Source organism: Pseudomonas sp. NPDC096917, from assembly GCF_044762555.1.
Classification (GTDB): domain Bacteria; phylum Pseudomonadota; class Gammaproteobacteria; order Pseudomonadales; family Pseudomonadaceae; genus Aquipseudomonas.
In genome coordinates, this window is sequence record NZ_JBIWEO010000025.1 from 14,041 (window position 1) to 36,378 (window position 22,338).

Genomic DNA, 22,338 nt, shown 5'->3' on the forward strand with positions numbered 1-22,338 from the left:
CTCTACCATTATTTACGTGTCAATCAAGATGATCTCTAGTAGATAGGATGTTGTCTGTCATCAGTCTTTACTGGAGAGATACGTATTTGTGGCAGCGATCTGGGCGAGATGGGGTCGCTTCGTTTTACAAGCAGCTTTTGGGTCTGGTTACATTTGGTGCGCTTTACTGCCACGGTTGCCTCGCCAGGCTCCTCCTCCTGGATGAGGGGTAGAGTCGGTAGCACGTTAATTTCTACTGGGCTTGCCAATCCTCTGGACGAATACAGGAGCTGCGTTCATGAGGATAATTCGATTGAAAGAGGTCATGGATCTCACTGGCCTTGCTAGATCTACGATTTACAAGTTTATTTCGGGCGACTTGTTTCCAAAGCCTATTCCCTTGGGAGACCGTTGCGTAGGTTGGCTGGAAAGTGAAGTTCACGATTGGATACTGGATAAAGTTAAAGAGCGGGATCAATTGGTGAGCAGGAGTAGTTGAGGTTCTGCCGTGGTTGGCTTTGAGGCTTGATTAGCTAAGTTCAGTTAACACCATCAAGGATAAGTTCCTTGATGGTGTTTTTCCAGAGTGATTGTGGTCTCTGTAATGTTGCGTTTTAACAGGATTTGTGGGTGTTTTATTTAGTGTGGTGCCGTCAGAGTGTTTCGGTATTGGTAATATGCTTATACAACATCTCTGTTACGGATATGGCTTATTTTTACTATGTGGGTGTGGAGGGTTGTATCGGAAGGAAGGTGATCTCTCTAAGCGGAGCAATATCGTGCTCCGTATTCTCAGATATAAGGTAAAAATGTACTCAGGGTTCTGACTATATGAAACTCAATACTCGGAGCTCCATCATGGCTAGACATCCAGGCAACACAAGCTTAACCCTTCATTGCGAAGGCTCTTATCAAGGCTTGGCCGTACAAGTGGGTAAGGGGCCTTTCATTCAAGAGTACCTAAACCGTCTTCATCAGACGGTGTATCGAGCGCTTAATCAGTACTCACGTGTATTTGCATTTAGGTTTGACCTACGGCTACCAACTAACATTCAATTGCCAGATTACGCTTTTACGAACGAAGTAGTTGACCGTTTCATCGAATCCTTTAAAGCCAAGATCAAGCACAATCGCCAAATGGCGAAACTTATGAATAAGTACGCACATGACACCAAAGTGCGTTACGTCTGGGCTAGGGAGCAAGGGCAGCACGGGCGACCCCATCATCACTTTGCGATCCTGCTGAACTACGATGCCTTCAATGCGCTGGGTAAGCTCGAATCGGGCCGAGACAACATGTTCAATCGTTTGGAAGGAGCATGGGCAAGTGCTTTAGGATTGCCGGTAGAAGCTGTCAAAGGTTTAGTCGAGATCCCGCCAAATCCCTACTATCACTTGCATCGTGACGAACCAGCCGGACAGGCTGCTTTCTTCTTTCGGGCGAGCTACCTGTGTAAATCGGGCACGAAGGTCTTTGGCGACGGTTCGCATGGTTTTGGATGTAGTCGTAGCTGAGCAAAACGTCGTCACGCAAAAAAATAAATAAAAGGGCACCGTGCCGATGACCACCCTGGCAACTCCAAGGGCGGTCCATCGGACGGTGTGAACATAGGAATTAAAGGTAACCTCGTTCAGCCAGAGATACGCAGCCTTCATGACCTACAACAATATGATCCAACGTCTGGGTGCCAATCATGCTGAGGGCGTTCTTGAGCGCCAGGGTTAGCGTGCGATCGGCCTGGCTGGGTTCAGGATCGCCGGATGGATGGTTATGTACCAGAATCACCGCTGCCGCATTGTGCTCCAACGCAATCTTGACCACCTCCCGCGGGTACACGCTGGCACCGTCTAGGGTGCCTCTGAATAGCTCCCTGAAGGCAATAACTCGGTGTTTGCTGTCGAGCAGTAGTAGCGCAAAGACTTCGTACTCGTGGTACTGCAGCAGTGTTTGCAGGTGGCTAAAAACCTGCTTTGGCTCAGCCAATGCCCGGCCTTTAGACAGACGACTCATTGCCAGTTGTTGCGCCATTTGCAAGATGTCAGCCTCGGTAACCGGGGATTCCATGACATAGGTGCCGGTTGTTTCACCGGCTATCAGCTTGTGATATTTCATGCGGGTATTCCTGAGCGAATTGGGAGAACACAGAAGAGTTTAAGAAGGGGTTACTGAACCGAAGTCCTGTCTTTGTGCCGCGAGGCTTGCGACTCCAGCTTTTGGGCGAGTGAGGGTTTGTCAGGCGCTGCCAGTTGGGCTTGAAGCTCTATGTGGTTGTGCTGATCTTCAATCGCGGGGAAGAACTCTTCGACGATGGCCCCGGTGTCTTCCTCGCTGTCTTCAAAGGCCCCATTGTTAAAGCCCTGCCGGGCCGCGTGATCCAAGGCGCTCTGGTCAAAGCCCGAGGCTTGTCGGGTTTCCTCTAGCTGCTTGGCTTCCAGCAAGGTGTCTTCTAGGCTCAGGCCACTGCGCACCGTGATGTCGACGTAGAAGATCGGTGTACCGTGGCTTTGGCGAGTGGACTTACCCCGCAGACGCAGCTCCAGCGGCAGACAGGCCAGGCGATTGCCGGAGATGGCTTGTAGGTAGTGCAGACGTGCCGCCAGGGTGCGGATGCTGTTGTAGCCCGTGGTGCGAAAGACAAAGCTGCCCAGCGGATCATCGTCACCAATTGCCACGTTGAGCCGACCGTAAGGCTTGCAGGCATTGCCTTGGGCCAGTGAACAGCCATCTGGAGAAGGGCAGGGCAACGACTGGATGCCGTCCTTGGTCAAACGCTTGCAGGTCTCACCATTGCCGACGCACAGCGGCCGGCCGCTGTTACGGTCGAATAGGCTGTAGTCCGCTCGAAAGTTCAGGTCAGGCTCGTTGAACAGCAGCCGGATCGGAATGCTGCGCAATTTGGCGTCCTGGCCATTGCGCAGTTCTTCGTTAAGGGGATGCAGTAACCAGCCGTCACGGCTTTGTACTTGGGAGGTGAGGGTGAATTGATCGTCCTTTTCTGGCAGACGCTTGCCGTTCTTTTCGACGACCTTGCCGATGGAAATTCGGCCCAAAATCGGCGGAGTGATGGCTAAACCTTTGAGCATGGGAGTTCTCCTGTATCTGAAATAAAAACGCCACCGAGACCGCGCAAACGGCCAGGGTGGCGTTAGAGAGAAAGGGCGTGGGAATAAGGGAAGAGCGAACGAACGTTCAGGCCAGCAGAAAACGCCGACTGCCGGTTTTGGTGGTCGAGTAGCGTACTTGCAGATGGGGCTTCTCTTTGAGCAGACGGGGGATGTCCAGCGCCACGCTGTCTTTGGCTTTCTTCCACGTGATACAGCCGGCTGCGAAGGTCGCCCGACTGGCATCGCCCATGGCCTGTTGTAACGTTTGCTTGAGTTGAGCTTCCTGCTTCTCCTGCAAAGCAATTGACTCGCGCACGCTCTGCAGTTTGGTAAAGGTCGTGCAGAGCAGAGTGTCCTGGCTGAAGTCCAGACTTTGCCCACTGTCCTGTGGATACAGGCAGCGCAATGCCTGCTCCGCCGAAGCAGAACCGTCTGCCGGCGGCGGGGTATCACTGACGACGTAATCCCAGAACAGCCGCTCCAGGTCGATCAGCCGAACAATCAGTGACTCGTCACGTTCGATGCGATGGATTTCCAGGTGCTGGCCACCGAGCAGTACCGCCACATTAGCGGCATGCTTGCCAGTCACGGCGAGCTGATGCATGACTTGCAACTGCACATACTCGGGCACTCCCTCTTTCCAGAGGCGTGCGCCGTTTATGCCGGCGGTTTTGCATTCGAGGATCTGCACCTCTGGCGCGCCGATCACCTCACGGTCGATATTGGCCAGCATCCAGGCCAGTTTGGGATCAGGATGCTGCAGCACCGCATTGATCCGCCGCACCCGGTGGCCACTGCGCTTGCTGTAATGGGTTGCGACAATCGGCTCTAGGATATTGCCCCAATAAGCCGGACTTTCCTCGTCCTGCGGATCGAGCTTGGGCAGTGAGGTGTCACGGCCAGTTTTCTCCATCCACAGCTCCAACTGGGATTTGTAAGGGTTAAGGCCCACGGCCGCGGCTGCATCTGAGCTGCCGATACCTTGTTTGCGCACGGCCAACCAGTCCTCGCGCGGCAGTTGTTTGGTGCCCACGAGGCGCAGCGCCGGGCGGATTTTGCTGCTGGGGTGTTGCAGAGTTTGCGTGCCCATGATGTTTTCCTGTGTGGCATAAAAACGCCCGGCCAGCAGAAGCTGACCAGGCGCTTTAGTATTTGAGTAAGTGAGTGGAGCTAGGCGGCGAGTTCCAGTGCGGCCTGCAAGGCGCGTCGTTTGATGACAGCACCTTGGCCAAACCAGGCCGAGTCCATGCGGTATTCAGTACTCCTGGCGCGTCGCTCGTGATCGACATATTCGGTCACGGCGTTGAGCAAGCCCCACGCAGTTCCTTGGGCTGATTCAAGCGTGGCGCCGCGACCTTGGCCTTCGTACAAGCTTTGCACCTTGCGCAGTGCGCGCTCGTTCGGTAGGACTTCGGGCAGTTTGCTATTGGGGGTTACGTCACACAAAATGTTCATGAAGAACCCCATCGCTTCATGCCACTGCACCTTGCGTTCAGCCAGTGCTCGCATACGGTACATAAACTCGTCCCACTGGGAGACGGCGATGCCCAGTTGTTTCTTCACGGCCTGCGGATCGAAGCGGGTGTTGTGCGGCACCTTGATCGCGCGGGTTGTGCCATCCAAGGCGATGGTCAGGGTGTTGTTGCAGACCACCCGTACCGTGGTCGGGGTGGCGGTGGTGGCCAAGGTGCCGTCACAGGACGTCGCCAATAACAGATAGCCGTTGACCTGATCGTTGCCCTTCAACTCGGTCGTTTGACCGGTGCGTGCCAAGGCCCAAAATTTGCGGCCACCCTTCAGCACGCCAGCGGTTTCCAGCTCGTAGCCGGAGACCTCGGTCAGATCCCGATAGAACTCCAGGACTTCACGCGGTTGTACGATTTGGTACCGGTTGGACACGACGGAGAGCGGTGCCTTGGTATCGGAGCGGTACAGCACTTTTTGTTCCGGGAACGAGTGGATGGTGCCCAGTGGGCCGATGCTGTCGGCCTTGAAGTGAACAGGGCTTTCTTGAATCTTCCAATCCATGCCCGCTTCACGCTGCCAGACTTCGAGCGGTTGTTTCGGGGAGAGGCGACTGCCCAGGCCATGCCAAGGAGTGTTGCCAACGTAAGCCATTTGTTCAACGAGATGAGCCATGGGAATGATTCCTTGTGAATGAATGGAAAAGAGCGTCGTTGTCAGCGACAAACGACGCCTGTTCACAACGATTTAACGGTTGACGCTGAAGCTGTAGCCGCACGCCAGGCACTGATAGTTGTGAAGGACTTTTTCATCGATCTGCTCGCCAATCGTCGCGCCGGCGAGACCACCGGCGACGCCGCCAAACAGGCCGCCGAGAAGGGCGCCGGCAATACCGCCCACTGCGATGCCGACGGGGCCGCCGATTACTCCCAGCACCGCGCCGGCTTCTGCACCTGACAGGGCACCGGCGGCACCACTGGCCGCACCGCCTGCCGCACCAATTAATCCACCCGTTTGCTTACCGATATTTTTCGTGATGACGCGTCCAGAGTTACAGCTTGGGCAAGGGGTATACATAAGCAGATCCTCTCAAGTGATGAGCGTGCTGAGCCAAAAAGCAGGCACGCCAAATCCCTACCGCAGTGATGCGGTGGGCGTTCACAGAGGTGATATAGGTTTGAAATTTTTTTGATTGGGATTTCAAGCAGCAATGAGTTGAAATCAGGCAGAAAGTCGAAATTTTTCAGGTGTTACAGGGGGATCGGGAGCTGGAAATTGAGTGCGCGTTGCTGACGCGCTAGCTCAATGAGTTCACCAATACCTGTGCAAGTCAGCTACGAAGTTGTATGCGGACAAGCACCATGGCTTTGGATGCAGCAGGAGCTAAGTCCCGCCTCTGGTCTTGACTCAAGTAGAGGTGCCAACGTTATCGAAATCCCTGGTTCGTCGCTAAGATGCCCTGTTATCATCATTTTTAGCATGATTAATGATGGCCATGTGGACAAGGATCAATTTAAATGCCGAACCTGGCACCGGGTGGAGCCTCACCTAATCAACGCGAACGCCTTTGGCAGATCGATTTCCTAGCGCGTTTTCGTGGTCAGGTGTCCCGGCAGGATCTGGTGCGCCGCTTTGGCATTGCACTGTCAAACGCCACTCGGGACTTCACTCTCTACCGTCAGTTGGCACCTGATAACCTGGATTATGACCACCGCGACAAGGTGTATCGCCGGGCTAGAGGCTTCCAGCCGCTGTTCATCTATGATTGTGAACATACCCTGCAAACCCTGACCTGGGGCCAAGGGGTAGGGTTGGAAGCCTGTGACCAGCCGATTCTTGTTGACTCTGCGCCGACACTAAATCAGCCCGATCTAGATATTCTAGCAGCGGTATCTCGTGCCATGTATGCAGCCAAGGCGCTGACTATCCGGTATGTGTCTGTTAGTAGCGGTGAATCTACACGTGAAATTGTGCCGCACAGCTTGGTCAATACTGGCCAGCGCTGGCATACGCGTGCCTACTGCAGAGCGCATTCCGAGTTCAGGGATTTTGTGCTGACCCGCATCACCGTTGCAGACGAAGTGGACGGTTTGATCGATGCAACGGTTGAATCTTTGGCTCAGGATCAGGAGTGGAATCGTGAAGTGGAGCTGGAGCTGATCCCACACCCCCGCGCAACTTATTCCCGTGCCATCGAGCTGGATTACGGTCTCGAATACGGGCAATCCATCAAGCTGTCAGTCCGAGCAGTAATGGCCGGCTATCTGCTGCGGCGTTGGGGTGTCGACTGCAGTCCCAAGGCAACATTGCACCCTGATGAGTATCAACTGGCGTTGCGTGACCCCGAGGGGGTCGCAAACCAGGTCAACCTGTTCATTGCCCCTGGCTTTAATGATGAGAACGGCCTCTGATGAGCTCGACTGAATCCCAACAAAAATTCGGCTTCAAGTTCGGCCGTAACGGTGCCCACTCCGCCCGCACGATGATGCTGGCAGAGATTACCGAGCTGTTTCATGGTCGCGGCGTTGAGGCAATTCCCGCCCAATACCAGGAAGACATAGAGCTATTCAATGTCCTCCATAAGCCGACCGAGAAGGCAAGAAAGCTGACTTGGCGTCATCTCCTCGACCTTTACGGCATGGATATTACGATCCCACTGTTCCGGATCTTTCGCCGTTTATGGGAAAGCGACGAATCGGCAAGACCCATGCTCGCTTGCCAAATGGCTCTGGCTCGGGACCCGTTGCTGCACCTGTCCCAGGAAAAAATCCTTTCGCTCGTACCAGGTCAATGGCTTCCTCGTGAGGAAATGGAACAGGCGTTGGACGAGCAATATCCGGATCGCTACAGCAAAGCGATGCTCAAATCACTGGCGCAGAACGTCAACGGCACTTGGACTAATGCGGGCTTTCTGAAAGGGAGAACCAAAAAGCACCGTGCCGAGCCAGAGGTGCGTCCGGTCAACGTGGTGTTTGCCTTGTTCCTCGCTTATCTGCAAGGAGCCACCGGCAACCGGCTGTTCACCAGCGAATGGACCCACCTGCTCGGCAGCCGCCAGGAGCGATTGCTGGAGTTGGCCCGTCAGGCCAGCTACAGCGGGATGATTAATTTCAAACACTCCAGTGAAGTGGTGGAAGTGACTTTTCCCGACTATCTGACCAAGGAAGAGGAGTCCTGGTTGCATGAGTAACCGACTGAACCGCCTGATCAAGAGCTACGCCAACCATATCAGCCTGCCCTGGATGAAGGGCTTGGCTAACGAGCAGCGTGTGCTGTTTGCCGTTTATCACAAAGAAGACGAGCTCAAACTGCGTGCCAGGGTTGAAGAGTTTCGACTGGCCACCGAAAGCGCCGGCCACCCCTGGCTGGAGCTAGATATTACCCGCCTCTTCTCTGACTGGATGGCCAAGCAGAAGTACCGCGAAGACTACTTTGAAGACCCGGATACCCTGACTCCCAAGTACAAGACCTTTGTCCGTCAGTCGGTCGAAGAGCTAGCTGAGCGAATCAAAAGCCAATCCGATGAAAAGACTGTCGTCGCGCTCATGGGCTGCGGCACCCTGTTTGGTTTTGCCTCCGTCTCTGACTTTGTTAAACAGCTGGCCGAGCATGTTCCAGGGCGCCTAATGGTGCTATTCCCTGGCGAGTACATCAATAACGGCTACCGCCTGCTCGATGCTCGCGACGGCTGGGGTTACCAGGCTACGGCGATCACCGCTGACAACTGAATTCAGTCGCATAAAGAAACTAACGCACAGATTGGCGCAGTAGGCGCAAAGGGAGCATGCCCAGGATGTTGAATCGCGAGATTTACCAGCTCGACCCCCAGCAGAACCGTCTGGAAAACAACGGCGTCGCCGAAGTAAAGGACGACCAGTCAGCCCAGGCACTTAAGACCCTGCGCTACGAGCTGCAAACCTTCGTCTGCGACGGTGAGTACCAAGCTGGTCTCGACAAGATTTTGTCTGCCTACCTGCGCAATTTGGGCACTCAGCACGAACAGCCCGGCGTATGGATATCTGGCTTCTTCGGTTCAGGTAAATCGCACCTGGCCAAAATGCTACGCGCGCTGTGGACTAACCAGCCGTTCAGCGATGGAGTTTCTGCTCGCGATATTGCCGATTTACCGCAGGAGGTCAAAGACCACTTCAAGGAGCTAAGCAACGCCGCAAATCGTCACGGTGGTCTGCATGCCGCTTCCGGTACGTTGGGCTCCGGTGCCAACAACAACGTGCGTCTGGCACTGCTCAACATTGTGTTCAAGTCCGCAGGTCTGCCCGAGCAGTACCACCAGGCCCGCTTTGTGCTGTGGCTGAAAAAGCAGGGCATTTTTGATCGGGTCAAAGACAAGGTCGAAACCGTGGGCGACAGGTGGGATGACGAGCTGGAAGATCTATATGTCTCCCGCAGCATTGCCGGGGCACTGCTTGAGGTGGACAGCACCCTGAGCGATGATGTCAAAGGAGTGCGCCAGCTGCTACGCGAGCAGTATCCCAATGTCCAGGATGTCACCAACCAGCAGATGGTCGACGCCATCTACGATGCCTTAGCTCCGCAAGGTCAGTTCCCGCTAACCCTGGTGGTGCTCGATGAGGTTCAGCAGTACGTCGGCTCCGATACTGACAAGGCGCATCAAGTCCAGGAAGTGGTAGAAACCTGCTGCAAGCATTCCGTCTTTCAGAACAAGCTGCTGTTCGTCGCCACGGGGCAAAGTGCTCTTTCCGGCATGCCTAATTTGCAGCGCCTGCTTGGCCGCTTCCAAATTCCGATTCAGTTATCTGATACCGATGTCGAGTCGGTGATCCGCAAGGTCATCCTGCAGAAAAAAGCCTCGGTCAAGCCGCAACTGGAGCAGGTACTGCAATCTCACCTGGGCGAGATTTCACGTCAACTGCGCGGCACTAAAATCGAGCACCACCAGGATGACGAAAAAGTCATGCTGGCCGATTACCCCCTGCTACCGGTACGCCGCCGCTTCTGGGAGCGGGTGCTACGTATCGTTGATACCACTGGTACCGTTTCGCAATTGCGTAACCAGCTCAAGGTTATCCATGAGGCCGCTCAGGCCACCGCCGATCTACCGCTGGGTCATGTGGTGCCGGCTGACTTCATCTACAACCAGATTGCAGTCAACCTGCTGCAGACCGGCGTCATCTCCAAAGAAATTGCCGAAACCATCGGCCGCCTGTCCGCCGGCGATGCCGACGACAAGCTCAAATCGCGCATTCTGGGGCTGGTGCTGCTGATCGGTAAACTGCCTTCCGATCCGACTGCTGACTGCGGGGTGCGCGCCACTGCCGACATGCTCGCCGATCTGCTGATTGATGACCTCAACAATGGCAAGGATTCCATTCGCACCAGTGTTCCCAAACTGCTCCAGGCATTGGCCGACGAAGGCCTGGTTATGCCTATGCAAACCAGCATCGGCACCGAGTTCCGTCTGCAAACGCAGGAGAGTGCGCAGTGGTACGACACCTTGCGTCAGGAAGAAGCCGACCTACGCGGCAATATGCAGCGTATCGAAAATATCCGCGTAGACCTGTTGCACAAAGAACTGCGCCGCCAGGTAGCTCAGGTGCGTCTCACCCAGGGCAAGTGCAACGAGCCGCGTCAAGTGATCCCTTGCTTTGACGCCGAGCTGCCCAAAGACGCTAAAGAAAAAGTCTACGCCTGGGTACAGGACGGCTGGAGTATTGATGAGAAGAGCTTCCTCGCCGATGCCCGTAGCCGCCAGCCGGGCGAGCCGACTATTTTCGTCTTTGTACCCGCGCGCAACCGCTCCGAGCTGACCAGCGCCATCATTGCTGAGAACGCCGCTCACGCCACTCTGGAAAAGCGCGGCATCCCCAATACCGATGCCGGCAAAGATGCCCGTAGCGCGATGGAAACCCGCTACCGCGATGCGCAAAAGCAGGTACAAGCATTGCTGCGCGAAATTTTCGACGGCGTGCAAGTGCTTCAGGCCGGTGGTAACGAAGTAGACGGCAGCACTATTGCCGATCGGGTAGAAACTGCTGCTAAAGCCTCGCTGATTCGCCTCTACCGTGACTTCGATGCCGCTGACCATACCGGCTGGGGCAAGGTGTATGACCGAGCCAGCAAAGAGGGCGGGCAAAATGCCTTGGAAGCACTGAGCTACATCGGTGATGCCGAGCAGCAGCCCGTGTGTGCTGCCATTAAGCGCTATATCGGCGTGTCGAAAAAAGGTAACGAGATCCGTGAGCACTTTCTGGCTGCCCCGTATGGCTGGCCGCAGGACGCCATCGACGGAGGCCTAGCCATTCTGATGGCGACCGGTATTCTCATTGCCTACGACAACCGCAACAACCCGGTTACTGCCACAACGCTGGACCGCAAGCAGATCACCCAAACCAGCTTTAAGCCGGAAAGCATCACCATCCGCCCGATAGACTTGATCAAAATACGCGGTGTACTCAGCAGTAGCGGCATCGATTGCCAGCCCGGTGAAGAAGGTACCAAACTGCCCCTTCTAGCTGAAAAAGGTCGTGAACTAGCCAAACGAGCAGGGGGGGAAGCCCCTCTACCGAAAACCCCCGACAGCCGTATTTTCGATGAGCTGGCGCGTCACTCTGGTAATGCACAACTCAAGCATGTGCTCGATGAGCAAGACGCCATCAAACAGGCAGTCAAGACCTGGGCCGATATTGCCCAACGTATCGAAGCGCGGCGCAGTGATTGGGCGCTGCTCAAAAACCTGCTCGATCTTAGTCGTGGTCTGTCTTTCCATGCTGCTATCCAGACCGAGGTGGATGCCATAGTCAGCCATCGATCCCTGCTGGATGAACCCAATCCGGTATCCGGCCTGGTTCAGCCGCTGGTCAATAAGCTACGCGATGCCATCCAGTTTCATGTGCAGGCCTATCAGGGGCGGTATGCCGAATGCCTCATTCAATTGCAGGCCGACAGCCACTGGCAGCAACTCAGTGAGCAGCAAAAAAGCGACATCCTCGGCAAACGTAAACTGCTTACCTTGGCGCAACCGGTGCTGAACGACGCCGAGGCCATTATCGACAGCCTCAATGACGTCAGCTTGGAGCAGTGGACCGATCGCACTGAATCGCTGTCCAGTAAATTCGATAGTGCACGCATGGAAGCCGTTCAGCTGCTGCAACCCAAACTGCAGCGCATCAGCCTGCCGCGCAAAACATTCGAGACCGAGGCCGACGTCGACACCTGGCTGGCAGAAGTGAAGCAACAAATCCTGGACAAAATTAACGACGGACCGGTGACCTTCTGATGACTCGACTGCCCCTCGATAAAGCCCTGCGGCGTGCGCTGGAAACCACCGTGGTCAAAGCCCGTGACATCGCCGAGCAAGCTGCCATCCAGGCCCTCAAGCGACTGGGCGTAGGTGATGCCAAACCTGCCGAATACTTGAATGATGAGCAGCGTAAGCTGCGCACCCGCCTGCGCGCTCATGGCCGTCAGATAGGTGATAGCAAAGATGTAAACGGCCAGCAAATAATCCACAAACTGGTCACAGAAGTCGCTTATGAGCATTGGAATCGTATGTTGTTCGCGCGTTTTCTGGAGCAGAACAGTCTGCTTATGTATGACGAGCACACCCAATTAACCCTGACCGAATGCAATGAGCTTGTGCAGGACCCGGATGTGGCCCGCGACGATCTTGAGCGTCGCTGCCAGAGCGGCTGGGAGCTGGCAGGAGTGCTGGCCTCCAAAATGCTGCCGCAGATCTTCCGTGTGGACTCACCCGTTTTTGAGTTGGAGTTGGCCCCCGAGCACCAGCGCAGTCTGGAGCAACTTGTCACCGGCCTGGCTTTAGAAACCTTTCAAGCCCAGGACAGTCTCGGTTGGGTTTACCAGTTCTGGCAGAGCAAGCGCAAGGAGGAAGTTAACAAGTCTGAGGTCAAGATTGGTGCTGACGAGCTATCGCCAGTTACCCAGCTGTTCACCGAACCCTATATGGTTAGCTTTCTGCTGGATAACAGCCTGGGTGCTTGGTGGGCCGGTAGACGTTTGGGTTATAGCGACTGGCAGCAGTCCAGCAGCGAACAGGAGCTACGTGATAAAGCAGCCATCCCCGGCGTACCGCTCAGCTATTTGCGTTTTGTAAAAGATGAGTCGACCCACCACTGGCAACCTGCCTCTGGCACCCTTGAAGGCTGGCCCAAGCGACTCGGCGAACTGAAAGCCCTAGACCCCTGTTGCGGCTCCGGCCACTTTTTGGTCGCCGCTTTTCTGATGCTGGTGCCGATGCGCATGCAAGAGGAAAGCCTGACGGCGCAGCAAGCCATCGACCGGGTACTCAGTGACAATCTGCATGGCCTCGAGCTGGATCAGCGCTGTGTGGAACTGGCTGCCTTTGCCGTGGCACTCGAAGCCTGGCGTTACCCAGAAGCTGGTGGCTACCGCAGCCTGCCCGAGTTGCATCTGGCCTGCAGTGGCCTGTCCATTGCCGCTGCCCGTGATGAGTGGAAAGAAATCAGCCGCAAAGCTGGAAAACAGAACCTGACCATTGCTCTGGATTGGATGTACCAAACCTTTCAGGACGCGCCGGTACTCGGCAGCTTAATCAATCCACGTCGCAGCAAGGCCGCGCAAATCGCCCAGTGGAGCGAACTGCAGCAACTACTGGGTGAGGCGCTGTCGCAGGAACAAGCGAAGCATCAGAGTGAGGCCGATGCGGAGGTATCTGTTCGCACTAACCGGCTGGAGGCGGGCATCGTTGCTCAAGGCCTGGCCAAGGCCGCCGAGCTGCTATCAGGGCAATATACCTTGGTAGTCACGAACGTTCCCTACCTGGCGCGGGGCAAACAGAGTGATACCCTCAAAGATTATTGCGAAGCCTATTACCCTGCAGGCAAGAACGATCTGGCCACGGTGTTTCTCGACCGCTGTTTGGAATTTTGTGTACAGGGCGGCACGGCTAGTATTGTTTTGCCGCAGAACTGGTTGTTTCTCTCCAGCTACCGCAAGTTTCGCGAAAAGTTGTTGCGGAGCGACACCTGGCATTTGATTGCTCGGCTAGGGGCAGGAGCTTTCGAAACCATCAGTGGCGAGGTCGTCAAAGCGATTCTGATCAATCAGACCCGTGGCATTGTGACGGGCCAGTCGGTGGATCTACTGAACAGTGCTGGGCAGGGCAGTTGGATTCGTGGGCTGGATGTCTCCGAATCCCGCACGGCAGCGGAGAAGGCTGAGGGGTTGTTGACGGTTGATGTGAAGAGTGTGGAGCAGAGTCAGCAGCTGGAAAATCCGGATGCGGTAGTAACCTTTGAGAAGCAAACAGATTTACCATTGCTTGCCGATACAGCGAAATATGGTAAGGGCAGTACTACCGGTGATGGCCTGAGGTTTTTGCTTAATATTTGGGAGTTTCCCGTTATTGAACCTCACCACGTCTATTGGCTCAATTCTCCTACCGAAGGTCTGGAGTGGTCTGGTAGAAGTGAGATATGTAAAACCTATTTAAGCGATCCGGCTTTGACCTCGCAGCTGGGATGCTGGCTGAGGGGGCATGACGTATACGGGAGAAAGGGTGTTGCTGTAAACAAAATGAGAAAGCTGGAGCCGTTTCTCTATTTTGGCGAGGTCTTTGATGACAATATTTGTCCAATTTGTCCAATTGATTCAGAGAGTCTCGCTGCAACATGGGCGTTTGTTTCATCTCATGAATACCATGATCGCGTTAGGGCGGTAGACCAAGCTTTAAAAGTCACCGCAGGTACCATTACCAAAGTGCCATTCGATCACGCTCGCTGGACCAAAGTCGCCGGAGAACAATACCCCAACGGCCTACCTCAGCCTTACACCAATGCCCCCACCCAGTGGATCTTCCATGGCCATCCCTGTGGCTCGGTGATCTGGGACGAAGAGGCAAAGTGGACAACACATGGCGAACTGCGTGTCGATGACAGTGTGCTGCAAGTCGCTGTCGCCCGGCTGCTCGGCTACCGCTGGCCGGCGGAGTTGGATACAAATATGGAGCTGGCCGCCGAGCAGCGCGCCTGGGTGCAGCGTTGCCAGCAGCTCTACGCCTATGCGGATGACGATGGCATCGTCTGTCTGCCTGCTGTGCGCGGTGAAAAGGCCGCCGACCAACGCCTGGAAGCCCTGCTGCAAGCCGCCTACGGTGACGCTTGGACCACGCCGCTAAAAAACCGTCTGCTGGAAACCGTCGGCAGCAAGTCCCTAAGCCTTTGGCTGCGCGACAAGTTCTTCGAGCAGCACTGCAGGATGTTTCAGCATCGGCCCTTCATTTGGCATATCTGGGACGGTCTAAACGACGGCTTCAGCGCCCTGGTCAACTACCACAAACTCGACAAAGCCGGTCTCGAACGCCTGATCTACACCGACCTGGGCGACTGGATACGCACCCAGCAAAGCGGGATGGCCAGCGGTGAAGACGGTGCCCAAGAACGACTGCTCGCCGCCGAAGCATTGAAGCGAGAGTTGGAAGCCATTCTCGAAGGCGAGGCACCCTACGACATCTTCGTGCGCTGGAAGCCCCTGGCCGAACAACCCATCGGCTGGACCCCCGATCTCAACGACGGCGTGCGCCTCAACATCCGCCCGTTCCTCAGCGCTCGCAGTGTCGGCAAAAAAGCCTCGGGCATTCTTCGCTGGATGCCCAACATCAAATGGGCCAAAGATCGCGGCAAAGACGTCGAGTCCGCTCCCTGGTACACCCTTGGCCTGCAATATGACGAAGGTGAAGGTGCGCGGATTAACGATCACCATCTGTCGTTGGCTGAGAAACAGGCGGCAAGGAGCTAGCCCATGATCAAGTCTGTTTACAATTACCCGGTTTCCACCCTACTCGATATCGAGAGCGGGATGGTTTATGCCATCCCGCGCTACCAGCGTGAGTACACCTGGAGCCGTGCGCAGTGGGACGCGCTGTTCGAGGATTTGCTGGACAACGAGCTACACTATTTTCTGGGTTCGATCATCTGTATCAACCAGTCGCAAGATGCCTTGACGGTACAAAGCCTGGAGCTGGTAGACGGACAACAGCGCATGACCACGCTGTCTTTGCTGCTGGCGGCTATTTATCAGAGTTACCGTACCCTGCCGAATCTGGGTATGGAGCAGCAGATTGAGCTCTATAACCTCAAGCACAAACTGGTGCTGAAGAAAAAGCCGGATCAGCCGCGCCTGATTCCCCAGGTGCAAAACAACAACCAGCAGGACTACTTTGCGGTGCTCGGACAGACCGGCATTTTGGACGATGTGGATACTGTTCCGAATGCGGGCAACCGTCGCGTGTTGAAAGCCTTCCGGCATTTTATCAGTCGTATTGAGCTGTACTTGGAGCACAGCACTGACCCCATCGCCAGCTTGCAAGCCCTGCTGGAGAAGGTAAACACCGCCACCCTGGTAAAGATTGAGGTCGCCGGGCATTCCGACGCCTATACCCTGTTTGAGTCGCTGAACAATCGCGGTGTACCGCTTACGGCCATTGACCTGATCAAGAACAAGTTACTGGCAGTTCTGGAGTCCAAAGACCCCGGCAGCATCGATACGCAGTACAACCGCTGGAAGAAGGTGATTGACGCCCTGGGTGATGACTATGCCGTGCAGGAGCGTTTCTTCCGCCAGTACTACAACGGCTTCAAGACCGATTTGAAGGATGTCGTTTCAGTACCGGTGGCTACTAAGTCGAACCTTATGCAGGTGTATGAAAAGCTGATCGCTCATGATGCTGAGGGCTTTTTGCACGCAATGATTCGTCTCTCCAGCCGCTATGCTCAAATTGTCGGCTACCGTGCTGTGCCTGAGCAGCCACAACTCTCCAGCCTACTGCTCTCGCTGGATCGCATTCAGGGTGCCGCCGCTTATTTGCTGCTGATGGTGCTGATGGAGCGCCAAGCCGAGCTGGAGCTGAAGCATGAGCACCTTGAACAGGTCGTGAGTTTTCTGATTGCCTTCTTTGTTAGGCGCAATACGACCGACTTGCCGCCTACCCGTGATTTGACCCGTATCTTCATGGATGTGGCTGAGACCATCCGGGAGCTGTGTGCCGGCGATGTGGTCAGTCATATTCAGCACAGACTTAAAGCAGAAAGCGCCAGTGATGAGCAGTTCGAGAAAAGCCTCAAAGGTCCGATCTATGAAGACAATAAGGCAGTCTGTCGCTTTGTGCTCTGCGCCCTTGAAGAAAGCCGCATGACCCGCGAAACCCAAGTCGATCTGTGGGCGCTGAAAGGCAAACAGTACGTATGGACCATCGAGCATATCTTTCCCCAGGGTGAAAACATCCCTGACAGTTGGGTGCAGATGATTGCCGATGGGGATGCGAACGTGGCCGAGCAACACCGTCAGACATACGCCCACTGCCTGGGTAACCTAACCATCTCGGGCTACAACAGCGCTCTGGGCAACAAGAGCTTTGGGGAGAAGCAAAGCCGCACCGACAGCCAGGGTCGAGAGGTTGGCTACAACAACGGCCTCTATCTGAATCAAGCACTGGCCACTGAGGACAGCTGGACCGTGGAGAAGCTAAAGACGAGGACGGTACAGTTGGTGCTGGAGGTGCAGGCGAAGTATCCATTGGTTATTACGGCCGCATGATCAAGCCTGCTTAATGAATCCCAAGGATTGATATGAAACTGATCGATTTGCTGGCCACGGAAATCCGGAACAGCGCTGCCTACAACTCCAATGTACAAGTCGCCCCCAGCGTGATTCTGTGGACTGACATGCTCCGCCAGTGGGAGGCAGCATTGCCATTGCTGCAAGCTGCAATGCCGGAACTGATTGTGTTGGGTGACTACGCCCCCGAAAAGAAAACAGGTCCAGCCATCTGGATTAAATGTGTTGTCGAGAATGCGCTACCCAGCATCGAGCTTCCAGCCGATCGAACGCCGATCCTATATTTACCGGGCGTGGAACGCCGCGACCTGCGTGCAATCGGTACTTGCCCGGACGCCCTCAAACCGCTGGCTGAGCTGCAGTACCGAGGTTGTTGGTGGATCTACAACAACTCTGGCCGTGATTGGACGGTGAACGCCTTTCTGATCTCCAGTAACGGTGGAGCAGGGTTGGATGTCGCCAAGGATGAGAAATCCCAACAAGCCATGCTGCGTGTTTTACCTGAGATTCTGGAAAGCGAGTGTGATGAGCTGTGCAACCGCCGGCTCGAGGCAGCAGATTTCAATAAGCTAGTGAGCAGCGACCCGGTGCGTGATTTGCTCAGTTGGATGAATGACAGCAAAAGCTGCCGTGAGCGCTGGGACGGGTCACGCTGGCAAGCACTGGTCGGCATCTGCGAAACCGAATACCACTTCAATCCTGAGCAGGATGGTGAGCTGACGGCAGCCGAATTGCTGTGTCAACGACAGGGTATTTGGGAGAGCGTATGGCAACGCTATGCTGAGTCTTGCCGCCACTACCCGTTCTTGCCGCAGTTATTGCTCAAGGTCCAGCCTGATTTGGCTTCCAGCGGTGAAAGCTATCCGGCTATCAATTTGAGTGAAGAGGGATACTTGGAGCAGACGCTACAGCAGTTGCTTGAGCAAGGTGCGGCTCAGGTTCGCCAAAGCCTGCAGACCCTTGAGCAACGGCATGCACAACGGCGTACTTGGATTTGGTTTGAGCTTGATTTGGCTCCGTTGGCAGGCGTTCTTGGCCACCTGAGCCAAGTGGCTCAGAAGACCACAAAGGTCTTCTCCGGCGTTGATGCAGAGGAAATGGCGGCGCAGTATCGGGAGCACTATTGGCAGGCTGATGATCAGATGCTCAAAGCCTTGGCTTCCCCCTTGTCCGCAAGCCAGCAAGTTCTTGTGCAGCAGATCCTCACGCTGATCTACACGCCTTGGTTGGATGAGGTGACGCGCAATTTCCAAGGTGTGATCAAATCTAAGGGCTATCCGGGTAGCAACCAGGTGAATGAAGCCACGGCTGAGTATGCCGCGGGTGGTGAAGTGGTATTTTTCGTAGACGGCCTGCGTTACGACATTGCCCAGCGTCTGAGTCGGGCTCTGCAAGGATTGGGAGCAGTAACGCTTTCGGCAAACTGGGCAGCTTTGCCTTCAGTGACGTCTACCGCGAAAGCAGCCGTGACACCGGTGCATAACCGGTTGACTGGCAGAACCACCGACCGTGATTTTGAGCCCAGCTTGCTGGACGAAGATAAGGACTTTTCAGCTTATTACCTGAAGAAGTTTCTGCAGGAAAAAGGCTGGCAATATTTGGATGAGGGCGATTCAGGCGACCCAGCATCCAATGCTTGGGTTCAAAGCGGCGATATTGACAAAGAAGGCCACGTGAAGGGGCTCAAGCTGGCGGCGCGAATTGATACCTTACTGGCTGAAGTCGTTGAGCGGGTTGAAGAACTCCTTGCTGCAGGCTGGCGCAAAATTCGTATCGTCACTGACCACGGCTGGATGCTGACGCCCGCACCTATGGTTAAGGTCGAATTGGCCAAGCATTTGACTGAAACGCGTTGGGGCCGCTGCGCGGTCATCAAGGACTCTGTGGACAGCGGTTATCAGCAGGTAGGTTGGTACTGGAACGGTGCTGTCAGCATTGCCATGGCTCCAGGTGCCTGTAGTTTCAAGGCAGGACAGCACTATGATCACGGTGGCCTAAGCCTGCAGGAGTGTTTGACGCCGGTGCTAGAGGTACGCAGCACACAAGCCCCAGTCACGACCTCAGCGATCTCTGCAACACTTTCGGATCTGCGCTGGGTGGGATTGACCTGTAAAGTCCAGGCGCAAACCAGTGCTGAAGGGGTACTGGCGGTACTCAGAACGCACCCGGCTGATCCGGATTCAGAGATCACCAAGCGCAAGCCGCTGAAAGAAGCCAAGTGCACTCTATTGGTAGATGACCAGTATGAGGGCACTACTGCTGTATTGGTGCTGCTGGATGACCAGGGCAATGTGCTGGCGAAAAAACCAACTCTGGTAGGAGACGAGTAAGTGGAAATGGATACGCTGGACCGTAAGTCCGCGGAGGTCTTTGAGGGGTACTTGGTTCGCAAAGACCTGGTGCGCACTTTTGCGCGTCAATTTCCGGTTCCGACCTATGTCGTCGAGTTCATGCTGGGTAGATATTGCGCCTCAACCGATCCCATTGAAATCGAAGAGGGTTTGGAAATCGTTCAGCGACAGCTGTCCGATCGTACCGTGCGTGCCGGCGAAGAAGAGCTGTTCAAGGCACGCGCCTATAAAACCGGCTCTGCCAAACTGATCGATATTGTCAGCGTGCGGTTTGTAGAAAAGGAAGGTGGCTACCTGGCGTCGTTGCCCAGCTTGAATCTCAATCGTGTGCGCATCCCAGACAAAATTGTTGATGACAACGAGCGTCTGCTGACCGGTGGCTTTTATGCTGAGGTGACGCTGGAGTACGACAGCATCATTGCTGAGGAAAAGGGCCACGCCTTTGGCATTGCAGAGTTGCGCCCCATCCAAATGTCCAAGCGCAATGTGTTGGATATCATGGCAGAGGCGCGTACCCGATTCAGCAGCGAAGAGTGGCGGGATTTCCTCACACGCTCCATCGGCCTGGAGCCAAGCGCGCTGTCACCGCGAGCTATAGACGCCATCATGCTCCGCATGGTGCCGTTCGTTGAGCGCAACTACAACATGGTCGAGCTGGGGCCGCGGGGCACGGGCAAGAGTCACCTATTTCAGCAAATATCGCCCTACGCGCATTTGATCTCAGGCGGCAAGGCGACCATCGCCAAGATGTTCGTCAACAACGCCAGCGGGCAGCGCGGCTTGGTTTGCCAGTACGATGTGGTTTGCTTTGATGAGGTCAGCGGGATCTCCTTCGATACTAAGGAAGGGATCAACATCATGAAGGGATACATGGAGTCCGGGGAGTTCAGCCGGGGGAAGGAAAGCATTCGAGCTGATGGCTCCATGGTGTTTGTCGGCAACTTCGATGTCGATGTCGAACACCAGCAGCGAGTAGGCCATCTGTTTGGCCCACTCCCAGCAGAGATGCGTGATGACACTGCCTGGATGGACCGTATCCATTGCTATCTACCTGGCTGGGATGTACCTAAAATGAACAAGACTCTGACCACCGACCACTTTGGCCTGGTCAGTGACTTCTTCTCCGAATGTATGAGTCGCCTGCGTTTCCAGAGCCGCGTATCTGCCATGCAGAATCGCGTTCACCTGGGCGGAGCACTAAGTGGCCGCGATACCAATGCGGTCAACAAAACCGTCTCCGGCTTGCTCAAGCTGATGTATCCAGGTCAGGACATGGTTGTATCCGACGAAGATTTGGAATGGGCCACTCGTTTAGGGCTTGAGGTACGGCGCCGGGTCAAGGAACAGCAAAAGCGAGTCGGAGCCGCCGAGTTTCGTAATACCCACTTCAGTTACTTCATTGGTGATGATGGGGTCGAGAAGTTCGTGGCTACGCCGGAGCTGCGCGCCGACAACGAAATCGGTGATGACCCACTGGAACCGGGCCAGATCTGGACCGTCAGCGAAGGTGGGGCGGACATCGACGACAACGCTGGCCTGTATCGCATCGAGGTGAATGAAGGCCCTGGCTCTGGAGTACGCATCCTCAATAATCCGGCACCCGCAGCCTTCAAGGAGTCGCTGCGCTATGCCGAGCAGAATTTGTATTCCAGAGCAACTCAGCTCATCGGAGACCGCGATCCACGCGCCCATGAGTTCTCCGTTCAGCTCAGAGCCTACGACGCCGCCAAACGCGGTTCCAAACTGGGCATGGCGGCGCTGATTGCGATGTGTAGCAGCTTGCTGAAAAAGTCGGTGAAGGGCGGAGTGATCGTCGTCGGCGAGATAAACCTTGGCGGCTCGATTGAGCCGATTAGCAGCGCAGTGAATATTGCCGAGCTGGCGGTAGAGAAGGGCGCCAGCGTGCTGCTCATGCCTGTCACAGCCAGGCGCCAGCTGTATGACCTATCTGATGACATGGCAACAAAGATCGACATCCAGTTCTACCAGGATGCACGGGATGCGTTGTTGAAAGCGATTGTGGAGTAGGGGGGATGGAAGCCAACCGCCTACCGTTTAGCAATCATTGACGACTGTCTCAGAGCCGCCCTTGTCCACAGGGCAAGCCTGCGGTCTGAAGGTGCAGCAGATTGGGTGAAAAAAAGAGGATCGCACATCAACCAACGTCCATCGCCAGCAGGCGATGGACGTTGGTTGATGCTCACGGTTATCCATATATGTTATTTGCAGTGCTCCGTAGCCGACTGAAAATCAAGTAAGTCAGTACTGCTGCAATCAGCAGCGGCGGAAACCGCATCATGAGAATCAACAGAAGTAGCGCTGTCATGCATCAGGCAAGAATGCCGACGAACATGAACATGGCTGCGAGTATCCTTAGCCACTACCGTGAGGCTCGCACCTAACAGAAGCATGCGGGTCGCAAATTATGGGGTCGAGCTCCAGCTTGTCGGCTAGGCACCAAATTCATGGACGCCTTCGTAGTGATGGCACAATAATGGTTCTTCAGCATCATGTCAGAGATGAGCAGCGTGTTCGAGAACATCAATATTGCCCAAGTTGTGATTCATGAAGTCTTCAAGCGCGGACCGAACCGTGAGATTGTCGACCCCGTTTTCGGTGAGCAAACAATCCTGTTGGATGCCGAGGCGATGACGGCCTTACGAGATCGGCTCATCAAAGCGCTTGGTCAATCCTCGCGCTGCATGGAAATGGATCTTCAATTTGATGGTGAAGGCAGCGGTGTTGATCTGGCCAAGCGGCTGCTCGAAGCGGGCGAGAATTTTGCGCTGGCCTCACGAGAGGTCGCGACGAAGCTCGCTGGCGCCCAGACGCGATAAGATCTTCCTGGCGGTATCGTAGTAGT

16 protein-coding genes are annotated in these 22,338 nt (G+C 55.2%); 11 read left to right on the forward strand and 5 right to left on the reverse strand.

The features are described 5' to 3' along the window. Positions 1-277: 277 nt before the first annotated feature. Together ACIQYF_RS21760 and ACIQYF_RS21765 are read left to right on the forward strand one after the other, a co-directional pair. Positions 278-478 (forward strand): AlpA family transcriptional regulator, encoded by a 201-nt coding sequence (locus tag ACIQYF_RS21760; protein ID WP_122800081.1) that lies wholly within the window; start codon positions 278-280, stop codon positions 476-478. Between the two features lie 359 nt (positions 479-837). Then, a complete protein-coding gene (locus ACIQYF_RS21765) occupies positions 838-1,494 on the forward strand; it encodes an inovirus Gp2 family protein (RefSeq protein WP_402865942.1) in 657 nt (218 codons plus the stop codon). Positions 1,495-1,594: 100 nt separating this feature from the next. Here ACIQYF_RS21765 and radC read toward each other — a convergent pair whose 3' ends face one another. The 5 genes from radC to ACIQYF_RS21790 form a co-directional block, all read right to left on the reverse strand. After that, on the reverse strand, positions 1,595-2,092 hold the full coding sequence (radC, locus tag ACIQYF_RS21770) for a DNA repair protein RadC (protein ID WP_402865944.1): 498 nt from the start codon (positions 2,090-2,092) through the stop codon (positions 1,595-1,597). A 50-nt stretch (positions 2,093-2,142) separates the two neighbouring features. Then, positions 2,143-3,063, reverse strand: a complete 921-nt coding sequence (locus tag ACIQYF_RS21775; RefSeq protein ID WP_402865946.1) for a hydrolase or metal-binding protein — start codon at positions 3,061-3,063, stop codon at positions 2,143-2,145. Positions 3,064-3,169: 106 nt separating this feature from the next. Beyond that, complete coding sequence (locus ACIQYF_RS21780; protein WP_402865948.1) at positions 3,170-4,174, reverse strand: YqaJ viral recombinase family protein; 1,005 nt, start codon at positions 4,172-4,174, stop codon at positions 3,170-3,172. Between the two features lie 80 nt (positions 4,175-4,254). Next, on the reverse strand, positions 4,255-5,223 hold the full coding sequence (locus tag ACIQYF_RS21785) for a DUF932 domain-containing protein (protein WP_402865949.1): 969 nt from the start codon (positions 5,221-5,223) through the stop codon (positions 4,255-4,257). Between the two features lie 72 nt (positions 5,224-5,295). Further along, a complete protein-coding gene (locus tag ACIQYF_RS21790; protein ID WP_402865950.1) occupies positions 5,296-5,625 on the reverse strand; it encodes a hypothetical protein in 330 nt (109 codons plus the stop codon). Positions 5,626-6,065: 440 nt separating this feature from the next. Between ACIQYF_RS21790 and ACIQYF_RS21795 the strand changes: the two genes are divergently transcribed. The 9 genes from ACIQYF_RS21795 to ACIQYF_RS21835 all read left to right on the forward strand — a co-directional run bounded on the left by ACIQYF_RS21795 (position 6,066) and on the right by ACIQYF_RS21835 (position 22,312). After that, positions 6,066-6,959, forward strand: coding sequence for a WYL domain-containing protein (locus ACIQYF_RS21795; protein ID WP_402865951.1), 894 nt, complete (start codon positions 6,066-6,068; stop codon positions 6,957-6,959). Continuing rightward, positions 6,959-7,738 (forward strand): hypothetical protein, encoded by a 780-nt coding sequence (locus ACIQYF_RS21800; RefSeq protein WP_402865953.1) that lies wholly within the window; start codon positions 6,959-6,961, stop codon positions 7,736-7,738. Before ACIQYF_RS21795 ends, ACIQYF_RS21800 begins: the two co-directional genes overlap by 1 nt. Then, complete coding sequence (locus tag ACIQYF_RS21805; RefSeq protein WP_402865955.1) at positions 7,731-8,276, forward strand: BREX protein BrxB domain-containing protein; 546 nt, start codon at positions 7,731-7,733, stop codon at positions 8,274-8,276. Before ACIQYF_RS21800 ends, ACIQYF_RS21805 begins: the two co-directional genes overlap by 8 nt. Positions 8,277-8,341: 65 nt before the next feature. Beyond that, entirely contained in the window at positions 8,342-11,806 is a 3,465-nt protein-coding gene (gene brxC, locus ACIQYF_RS21810) for a BREX system P-loop protein BrxC (RefSeq protein WP_402865957.1), read from the forward strand. Next, complete coding sequence (locus tag ACIQYF_RS21815; RefSeq protein WP_402865959.1) at positions 11,806-15,306, forward strand: Eco57I restriction-modification methylase domain-containing protein; 3,501 nt, start codon at positions 11,806-11,808, stop codon at positions 15,304-15,306. The genes brxC and ACIQYF_RS21815 overlap by 1 nt, the downstream gene beginning before the upstream one ends. Positions 15,307-15,309: 3 nt before the next feature. Next, entirely contained in the window at positions 15,310-17,103 is a 1,794-nt protein-coding gene (locus ACIQYF_RS21820; RefSeq protein WP_402865961.1) for a DUF262 domain-containing protein, read from the forward strand. A 32-nt stretch (positions 17,104-17,135) separates the two neighbouring features. Then, a complete protein-coding gene (pglZ, locus tag ACIQYF_RS21825; RefSeq protein WP_402865963.1) occupies positions 17,136-19,454 on the forward strand; it encodes a BREX-1 system phosphatase PglZ type B in 2,319 nt (772 codons plus the stop codon). Between the two features lie 6 nt (positions 19,455-19,460). Next, positions 19,461-21,503: a BREX system Lon protease-like protein BrxL gene (gene brxL / locus ACIQYF_RS21830; RefSeq protein ID WP_259155459.1), complete on the forward strand. Its 2,043-nt coding sequence runs from the start codon at positions 19,461-19,463 to the stop codon at positions 21,501-21,503. Positions 21,504-21,985: 482 nt separating this feature from the next. Continuing rightward, positions 21,986-22,312 (forward strand): hypothetical protein, encoded by a 327-nt coding sequence (locus ACIQYF_RS21835; protein ID WP_402865965.1) that lies wholly within the window; start codon positions 21,986-21,988, stop codon positions 22,310-22,312. The last annotated feature ends 26 nt before the right edge of the window (positions 22,313-22,338 follow it).